At 32.0% G+C, this 9,088-nt stretch carries 8 protein-coding genes and 1 other annotated feature; of the genes, 5 read left to right on the plus strand and 3 right to left on the minus strand.

The features are described 5' to 3' along the window. Positions 1–12 precede the first annotated feature (12 nt). Genes F553_RS0104580 through cobD form a run of 4 tightly spaced genes read left to right on the plus strand, consistent with a single transcriptional unit; the run spans position 13 to position 4,682 of the window. Positions 13–1,371 (plus strand): TrkH family potassium uptake protein, encoded by a 1,359-nt coding sequence (locus tag F553_RS0104580; RefSeq protein ID WP_018999181.1) that lies wholly within the window; start codon positions 13–15, stop codon positions 1,369–1,371. A gap of 25 nt (positions 1,372–1,396) precedes the next feature. Next, positions 1,397–2,728, plus strand: a complete 1,332-nt coding sequence (locus tag F553_RS0104585; protein ID WP_026296930.1) for a TrkH family potassium uptake protein — start codon at positions 1,397–1,399, stop codon at positions 2,726–2,728. A gap of 13 nt (positions 2,729–2,741) precedes the next feature. Next, positions 2,742–3,602 carry a hypothetical protein gene (locus F553_RS0104590; protein ID WP_018999183.1) on the plus strand — a complete coding sequence of 287 codons (861 nt, stop codon included), beginning with the start codon at positions 2,742–2,744 and terminating at the stop codon, positions 3,600–3,602. A 3-nt stretch (positions 3,603–3,605) separates the two neighbouring features. After that, on the plus strand, positions 3,606–4,682 hold the full coding sequence (gene cobD, locus F553_RS0104595; RefSeq protein ID WP_018999184.1) for a threonine-phosphate decarboxylase CobD: 1,077 nt from the start codon (positions 3,606–3,608) through the stop codon (positions 4,680–4,682). Between the two features lie 62 nt (positions 4,683–4,744). Here cobD and F553_RS0104600 read toward each other — a convergent pair whose 3' ends face one another. Next, positions 4,745–5,539, minus strand: coding sequence for a YdcF family protein (locus F553_RS0104600; protein WP_018999185.1), 795 nt, complete (start codon positions 5,537–5,539; stop codon positions 4,745–4,747). Positions 5,540–5,553: 14 nt separating this feature from the next. Beyond that, complete coding sequence (locus tag F553_RS0104605) at positions 5,554–6,171, minus strand: DUF1349 domain-containing protein (RefSeq protein WP_018999186.1); 618 nt, start codon at positions 6,169–6,171, stop codon at positions 5,554–5,556. Positions 6,172–6,507: 336 nt separating this feature from the next. After that, positions 6,508–6,740, plus strand: a binding site (T-box leader). A 41-nt stretch (positions 6,741–6,781) separates the two neighbouring features. Between F553_RS0104605 and thrS the strand changes: the two genes are divergently transcribed. Then, the gene (gene thrS, locus F553_RS0104610; protein WP_018999187.1) at positions 6,782–8,695 is read left to right on the plus strand and encodes a threonine--tRNA ligase; all 1,914 of its coding nucleotides are present in this window, start codon (positions 6,782–6,784) and stop codon (positions 8,693–8,695) included. Positions 8,696–8,756: 61 nt separating this feature from the next. Here thrS and F553_RS0104615 read toward each other — a convergent pair. Continuing rightward, positions 8,757–9,088: IS3 family transposase (locus tag F553_RS0104615; RefSeq protein WP_018999188.1), on the minus strand; the 332-nt coding region annotated here is incomplete at its 5' end.

Consider the following 9,088-nt stretch of genomic DNA (forward strand, 5'->3'; position numbering starts at 1 on the left):
GAGGAATTAATTTTGCAACAGGCAGAAATTCCCAAGAGTATTAATAATTGGCTATTGATGTTAAGTCCTTATCAAGTTTTAGTTGTTTCGTTTTTGGGCTTAATATTAGTAGGTGCATTTTTATTGATGTTACCTATAGCATCTAATGATGGTAGCAGTCTATCATTTATAGATGCTTTATTTACTGCAACATCAGCTGTATGTGTTACGGGTTTAATTGTGGTAGATACTGGTCAATATTTTTCTATATTTGGGCAATTAGTAATTATTATGTTGATTCAAATTGGCGGTTTTGGTGTAATGACAATGACGACAGTATTTGCCTTGATTTTGGGAAAGCGTATTCAGCTTAGAAGTAGGTTAATAGCTCAAGAATCATTGAATAGGTTGACTGTTGGGGGCGTTGTAAAATTAATTAAATTATTGGTAAAGACCACTTTATGTATTGAATTTTTAGGTGGCGTACTACTATCTTTTCGTCTATATCCTGATTATGGATTGCATGGGGTATATATGGCGTTTTGGCATTCTATATCGGCGTTTTGTAATGCTGGTTTTGATATTTTTGGTGGTACTAATATTTTTAAATATAATACAGATCCACTATTTTGTATTGTCATCGCTTTGTTAATTATTTTAGGCGGTATTGGCTATGGTGTAACAGTAGAACTTTACCAAAAACATAATTGGAAGATGTTTTCTTTGCATACTAAAGTTGTTTTATTGACAACTTTGATTTTATTAGTAATTGGTACGATAGTATTGTTCTTTTTAGAATATAATAATGAAAATACGATTGGTAATTGGGATTGGTGGCATAAGTTAATAGGGACGTTTTTTTTATCTACAACTTCACGTACAGCAGGATATACTTTGATGGATACAGGAGCATTACATGAAGCCTCATTGTTTTTTATCATCATTTTGATGTTCTTAGGGGCATCTCCTGGTTCTACTGGTGGTGGGATAAAAACTACAACTTTTGCGATAATTTTTGCGACAGTTACTTCTATTATTCGTGGTAATGAAGAAGTTACATTGTTTAAAAGACGTATCGAACATGATTTAATTGTAAAGTCTTTAGCTATTTTTTATATAGCAGCAGCTTTAGTAGTTTTAGGAACAATGTTTTTATGTTTAACAGAAGATTTTCCATTTATAAAAATACTATTTGAAGTTACATCAGCATTGGCTACTGTAGGTTTATCCACAGGGATTACTTCTAGTTTGACTATTTATGGTAAGTCCATATTAATTTTAATAATGTTTATTGGTCGTTTAGGAGTACTTACATTTTTGATGGCTATTGCTATGCGTAATCGAAAAAAAGTTAAAATAGGATATCCTTCAGAGCGTATTGGGGTAGGTTGATTAATAAGTTTTAGGTTTAAATAAAATGATGAAATATATTAGAAAATTAAATCCATACCAGATTGTTTTATGTAGTTATGGGATAATAATATTGACTGGTACTATGTTGTTGATGTTGCCGATTACAGTGGTAGATATCGAGCCTTTGAGCTTTGTTGATGCATTATTTATGTCAGCATCAGCAGTATGTGTATCAGGTGTTTCCATATTTAGTTTAGGTGATAATTTTTCTGTATTTGGGCAAATAATAATTATTATTTTGGTGCAAATTGGAGCTTTAGGAATTATGACTATCACTACTATTTTAGCAGTGGTGATGGGTAAACGCATTCAACTTCGAGATAGATTATTAATTCAAGAGTCATTGCAAAGATGGTCAGTGGCAGGAGTGGTGCGACTTGTAATCAGTATTGTGAAAATGACTGTTGCTTTTGAATTTATCGGTGGAGTTGTTTTAACAATTATTTTTTGTCAAGATTATAGTGTAGGCACAGCTATTTATTTTGGTTTTTGGCATTCGATATCAGCTTTTTGTAATGCAGGTTTTGATATTTTAGGTGGAAGCAATTTTGCAAATTATATTTTTCACCCATTTTTTAATCTGATATTATTGATAGAAGTTGTTTGTGGCGGATTGGGTTTTGCTGTTTTATTAGATATCTATCAAAAGCGCAAATGGCAAAAATTGAGTATTAATAGTAAGCTTGTACTTGTTACTACTGGTTTTTTAATTCTTATCGGCAGTGTATTTATTTTTATTTTGGAATATGGAAATCAAAATACTTTAGGCGATTTAGGTTTATTTGATAAAGTGATGGTAAGTACATTCATGGCTTCGATGGCTAGAACATCAGGATTTTCAATGCTTGATATTGGTTCATTGACAGAACCTAGTTTATTGTTGATTATGTTTTTGATGTTTATTGGCGGTTCTCCAGCTTCAACAGGTGGCGGTATTAAAACTACTACTATAGCTGTTATCTTTGCAGCTATTTGGTCGCTCATTCGCGGTCGTGAAGATGTTGTTATCTTTGAGCGTACTGTACCACCGATTGTCATTTTCCGTGCGATGAGTATTTTCTTTGTCAGTGCGATTGTCGTATTTTTGATGTCAATGTTTTTATGTTTGACAGAAGATATTGCTTTGTCTAAAATCTTATTTGAGTCTGTATCTATGTTCGCTACTGTAGGTCTTCCTACAGGTACGATAAATGAAATGGACGCTTCTAGTAGAATTGTAATTATTTTTGTAATGTTGATGGGACGAATTGGTATTATTTCTTTTGCGATGGCACTTGTTATTCGCAAGAAGAAAAATAAAATTCGCTATCCTGAAGATAAATTTATTATTGGTTAAGGAGAATTTTTGCATGGGTCTTAGTGTTAAAATACCAGGTTCTTGTGGCGAGTTAGTACAAGGCATGATTGATGATATACCTTTTTTAGTTACTTGTCCTATTTCAATGTATACCAAGGCGAGTATAACAAAATATTTTTCTTATTTACCATATAAAGCTCGTTTGGCACGCAATAAAACGCTTGATTATCTGGGCACTAAATCTTATGCAAAATTTTGTTTGACTACAGAATTGTTGACAGGAAAGGGCATGGCTTCAAGTAGTGCAGATATTGCAAGTATTTGTCAACTGACAGCTCTTTCTTGTAAACGGATATTATCTCAAGATGAAATATCAAAGATAGCAACAAGCATTGAGCCAACTGATGGTATTTTTTGTAAAGGCATTGTCAGATATAATCATTTAAATGGTCAAGTTTTAGAGCATTTAGGTTTAGCGCCAAAGATTAAGATATTGATGTTTGATTGCGGTGGCAAGGTCGATACTTTATCTTTTAATCGTCGCAAGGATTTAAAACGATTGTATCAAGAAAATGAAAATACAATTAAAGAAGCTTTAGATTATTTGCGTTTAGGCTTTAAAGAGAAAAATAATAAATATATTGGCAAAGCTTGCGTTATGAGTGCATATGCAAATCAGAAAATATTATATAAAAAGCAATTAGAAGATATCATGATAATATCCGAAGATTATCAGGCAATAGGTGTAAATGTTGCTCACAGTGGCACTGTTATTGGTGTATTATTTGATGATAATTGTGAGGAAAGTTTAATTGAAGAATGTAAACAAAAAATATTAAGTGAATGTTTTGATTTACATTATTTAAATTTAGTAAAAATGATTTCTGGTGGAATTATCATAGAAAGAGAGTAAATTATGCAAAAGTTTGAGCATGGCGGAGATTTAAAAAAAATAATGGCACAAGAAAATTTAGATAAAATTATAGATTTCAGTGCCAATATAAATCCATATGGATTATCTAAAAATATAAAAAAAGCGATTGTTGACCATATTGATGATATAATTCATTATCCAGAGCCAGATGCAAGAGAGCTTTGTGGTAAAATCGCCGAAAATTATGGTATCAGTGCAGATAAAATTATCGTAGGTAATGGCGCAGTAGAATTATTATATATACTTTGCCATATATTAAAGCCCAAAAATGCGTTGATTGTATCTCCAGGTTTTAGTGAATATGAAAGAGCAGCCAAAGCTTCTGGAGCGAATATAAATTATGTAATGTTATCTGAAAAACAGGAATTTAATTCTCCTATGCGAGACTTAATTGTGAATATAAAAGGCAACGATATTTTATTTATCGGCAATCCTAATAATCCTACAGGTACATTATTTACTGTAGAAGATATGGAACTTTTGATTGAACATGCTGAAAATAATGGCTGTTTTGTAGTTGTTGATGAGTCTTTTATGGATTTTATCAAAACAAGTGAAGCTTTTTCCGTACTTCCTTTAGTGGAAAAATATCATAATTTATTTGTATTGCATTCTTTGACTAAATTTTATGCATTACCAGGACTTCGCTTAGGTTTTGCAGCTACAGACCATGAAGTTTTAGACCCACTTTATCAGGCGAAAGACCCATGGAATGTGAATGCTTTAGCACAGATTGCAGGTATGGTAGCTTTAGAGGATAAAGTATATCAGCGTCGCAGTAGAACATATACAAGAACAGAGATAAATTATCTTTATGAAGAACTAGAAACTTTTGATAAGTTGAAAGTATATGAGCCAACTGTTAATTTTATTTTAGTGAATATAGAAAAAACAAATATGACAGCTAATGAGTTAAAAGCAAAATTATTAGAATATGGTATAGCTATTCGCAATTGTGAAAATTATCCAGGATTAAATGAGTATTTCGTGCGTTTTGCGGTGCGAACTCGTGAAGAAAATGATGAATTAATTGATGCTTTAACAGAGATTTTAGCTTAAAAAAAGTGTCTACTAAATTATATTTTGCTGTGAAGATAAAATATAATAAGTAGACACTTTCTTTATTTTGTAGCATAAAGCGAATTTGCCTGGCGTGTTTTGATATTTAAATGTTGATAGAGATATTGATAAGCACTATGGATTTCTTGTGGTATATCTACATGAGCGATAAAGTCTTTACCTTGAGGGCCATAACCGTTGATATTATCTGTAAGACGAGGAATTTCTCCCATGAGTAGCTCAATATATTTATCAATATTCCACATTTGCCAGATATTATTTTGTTCTAAACATAATTTATCATTTTGAACAGTGAAATGAACTTTATATGTGGCATAATTGATTAAAGTAGTATCACAAGGACAATATTTTCGAAAACCTGCATCCATGCGATTTTGCATAGTAGCATCTTGCATAAAAATAATAGATTTTGGTTTTAAATCTAGATTTTTTAAAAGCTCTAAAGTATTAGTGATATTATTACCGCAGTTGGTAGATTTAGTTTCTAGTAAACAATCTGTGATATTGTATTTATTTTTTAAATAAAGAGCAAAAATTTCTGCTTCAGATTTAGTGGAAATATCTATATCGGCTAAAGCTGATTGCATTTTTTGGCGGAGTACTTCTGTAGTATGACCAGCACCGCCGACTAAAAGATAATTTTTAGCTATATTTTGTTGATGAGCTTTAGCAAATACATCAGCACCTTCAGGAATAGAGCCACCGAATAAAATCAACAAATCGGCTTGATTTATTTTGTATTTTGCTTGCAATTTATTGGGAGATAGTGCAGTTAAATCTCTTTTAGCTAAAAAATCAATGAGAATATTTAAATTTTTGGCGATAAGTGTATTCATAAAATAACATTCCTTTAATAAGTAATATCTTCGTCAGGTTGTTGACCGTCGTGAGCTTGCCAAACACATTCTGTCATTTTGAAATCAGTAAATGTAGCTTTAAATGAAGAATTTTCTGGGCTACAAGCATAAATGCCAAATTGGATATCACCAGAAGCTTCCCAAAGATGACATATGCGCATTTGATTATAATTTATGCCATCAAGAGAATATTCTATGCGAAAATCGTCTTTTCGGCGACTCAATCTATACCAAATGGATTTTATAGAACTATCGATAACAGTTGTTGCCCAATCAGAATATCCTTTATTAGTAACAACACTACCCAAATGTTGAATATCTTCATTTTCATATTCAACGGAAGCTTTGAGCCAGTTTTCGCTATCTAAATATAAGACGATGCCACATTGGTCAAATCGAACTTTGCTATCAAAATCTGTCTTAACAGTAAATGAAAAGAATTCTTCATTTGTACTCATTTGTAGCACAGGAGCATTATCATTTCTGAAGTGATAATATGTTCTTTGCCATAAATCAGTATGAGGTGAAGTTATGATTTCGATTTTATCTTTAGTTATACTAAATGATAAAGGTTTACGAGTCCAATGTAGCTTATCTACATCAAAAAACATAGTAACATCTCCTTTATTTTGGTGTATATATATTATTTTAATTTTATATATGTATCTTGTGAAGGCAAAAAAAACCGATAGGGAGAGAAACCTATCGGAGAGCAAAAACTTATATAACTTTATTGAGTTATGTATATAGTATAATCTGATTAGATTAAAATATGATTAAAGTACAGATTAAAAATAGATTAAATTTAAATTAAAATAAATATTATAATAAATAGATAATATCTTATAAGTATATTATTTTGATAGGAATTTTAGAAATGAGAAAAAAGAATAACTCTTGACATTGAGATACTGCTTTATTATAATGAAGACATCATAAAGATATATGTAAAAGTAATGCGAAAGACATGATTGAAGAATTATATGTTTACAGAGAGAGAAGTCGAGGCTGGAAACTTCTTAAGCATACTCTTTGATTACCACTTTCAAACTGCAAAGCTGAACTATAAATTTAGATTTATTTATTAAGTTTTGCCGGAGAAATTCCGTTATCATTTTTGAGTTGGTCATATTTTATGGCAAACAGGGTGGAACCGCGAACTACAAGCCTCGTCCCTAGTTTTGGGATGGAGGCTTTTTATTTTTTTAGGAGGTTAATAAAATGGCAAATATCACATTAAAAGATGGTGCTGTTCGTGAAGTAGCTGAAGGCACTACTGTTCTTGATTTTGTAAAATCCTTTAGTAATTCTTTAGCAAAAAAAGCTTTAGCTTGTAAAATTGATGGAGAAACTAAAGATTTAATGACTGTTATAGATGGAGATCATCAAGTAGAAATTTTAACTTTTGAAGATGAAGATGGTCGTTGGGCACTTCGTCATAGTGCTTCTCATATTTTAGCTCAAGCTGTAAAACGTCTTTATGGCGATAAAAATGTAAAACTTGCAATTGGTCCTGCAATTGACAATGGTTTTTACTATGATTTTGATATGGATCATCAGCTTAGCACTGAAGATTTAGCAAAAATCGAAAAAGAAATGAAAAAAATTGTTAAAGAAAATTTAGCAATTGTACGTAAAGAAGTTACTCGTCAGGAAGCACTTGATTTCTTCAATGCTGAAGGCGAAAGCTATAAAGTAGAATTAATCAATGATTTACCAGAAGATGCAATGATCACTATGTATAGCCAAGGTGAATTCACTGATCTTTGTGCAGGTCCACACGTAGTATCTACAGGTAAAGTAAAAGCTATTAAATTACAATCTGTTGCTGGTGCTTATTGGCGTGGTAGCGAAAAAAATAAAATGCTTCAACGTGTATATGGTACAGCATTTGAAAAACAAGCTGATTTAGATGCTTACTTAAAAATGCTTGAAGAAGCTGCTAAACGTGATCACCGCAAACTCGGTAAAGAACTCGATTTATTCAGCTTACATGAAGAAGGTCCAGGCTTCCCATTCTTCCATCCAAATGGTATGGTAATCAGAAATGAACTCATCAATTATTGGCGTGAAGTTCATCGTCAATTTGGTTATCAGGAAATCAAAACTCCAATGATTATGAACCGTAAACTTTGGGAAACTTCTGGTCACTGGGATCATTATAAAGAAAATATGTACTTCACAAAAATTGATGATGAAGATTATGCAATTAAACCAATGAACTGCCCAGGTGGTATGCTTGTTTATTTAACACAGCAACACAGCTATCGTGATTTACCACTTCGCCTTGGTGAACTTGGTCTTGTACATCGTCATGAATTATCTGGTGCATTACATGGTTTAATGCGTGTACGTAACTTCACTCAAGATGATGCTCATATCTTTATGTTACCTAGCCAAATTGAAGATGAAATCCAAAGAGTTATTGACTTATTTGATAAAGTTTATAGCACATTTGGTTTAACTTATCATGCAGAACTCAGCACACGTCCTGAAGACTCTATGGGTTCTGATGAAGTTTGGGAAACTGCAACTAATGCACTTAGAAATGCACTTGAATATCGTGGTCTTAAATACGTTATCAACGAAGGCGATGGCGCTTTCTATGGTCCAAAAATCGACTTCCATTTAACTGACTCTATCGGTCGTACTTGGCAGTGTGGTACAATTCAGCTTGATATGTTAATGCCTGAAAAATTCGATCTCACTTATATCGGTGAAGATGGTCAGAAACATCGTCCAGTAATGATTCACCGTGTAGTATACGGAAGTATCGAACGTTTCATTGGTATCTTGATTGAAAACTATGCTGGTGCATTTCCAGTATGGCTCGCTCCTGTACAGGTTAAAATCTTACCTATCAGCGATAAATATGTTGATTATGCTTATGAAATCAAACGCAAAATGTTTGACCTCGGCATTCGTGTAGAAGTTGATGACCGCAATGAAAAAATCGGTTACAAAATCCGTGAAGCTCAAGTTAAAAAAGTTCCATACAGCATTATCGTAGGTGAATCCGAATTAGAAAATAAAAATATTTCTGTTCGTAAACGTCGTGAAAAAGATACTGTTACTATGGATACTGATACATTCATCAATAATCTTCTTGAAGAAATCAAAACAAAAGCTCAGTAATCAATAAAAATAAAAGCTCTTAATAGTTTTTGATATGCACCCAAAATATTGGACATATTAATTAAGCTACTAATTGAGACTTAGTTCTGTATTCTATGGGACTAAGTCCTTTTAGTTTTATCTTTATCCGTTTTGTATTATAATATTTTATATAAGATTTTAACTCTTTTATAAAATCTTCAACAGATTTGAATTTTTTTAAATAGAATAATTCGCTTTTTAGTAAACCAAAGAAATTTTCTATTACGGCATTATCTAAGCAATTGCCTTTTCGGCTCATGCTTTGGATAATGCCTTTTTCTTTTAATAACTTCTGATACCTCTTATTTTGATATTGCCAGCCTTGGTCTGAATGTAGAATTATCCCTTTCGTTTCTTTTATCTTTCTTGTTG

Source organism: Megamonas rupellensis DSM 19944, from assembly GCF_000378365.1.
Taxonomy (GTDB): domain Bacteria; phylum Bacillota; class Negativicutes; order Selenomonadales; family Selenomonadaceae; genus Megamonas; species Megamonas funiformis.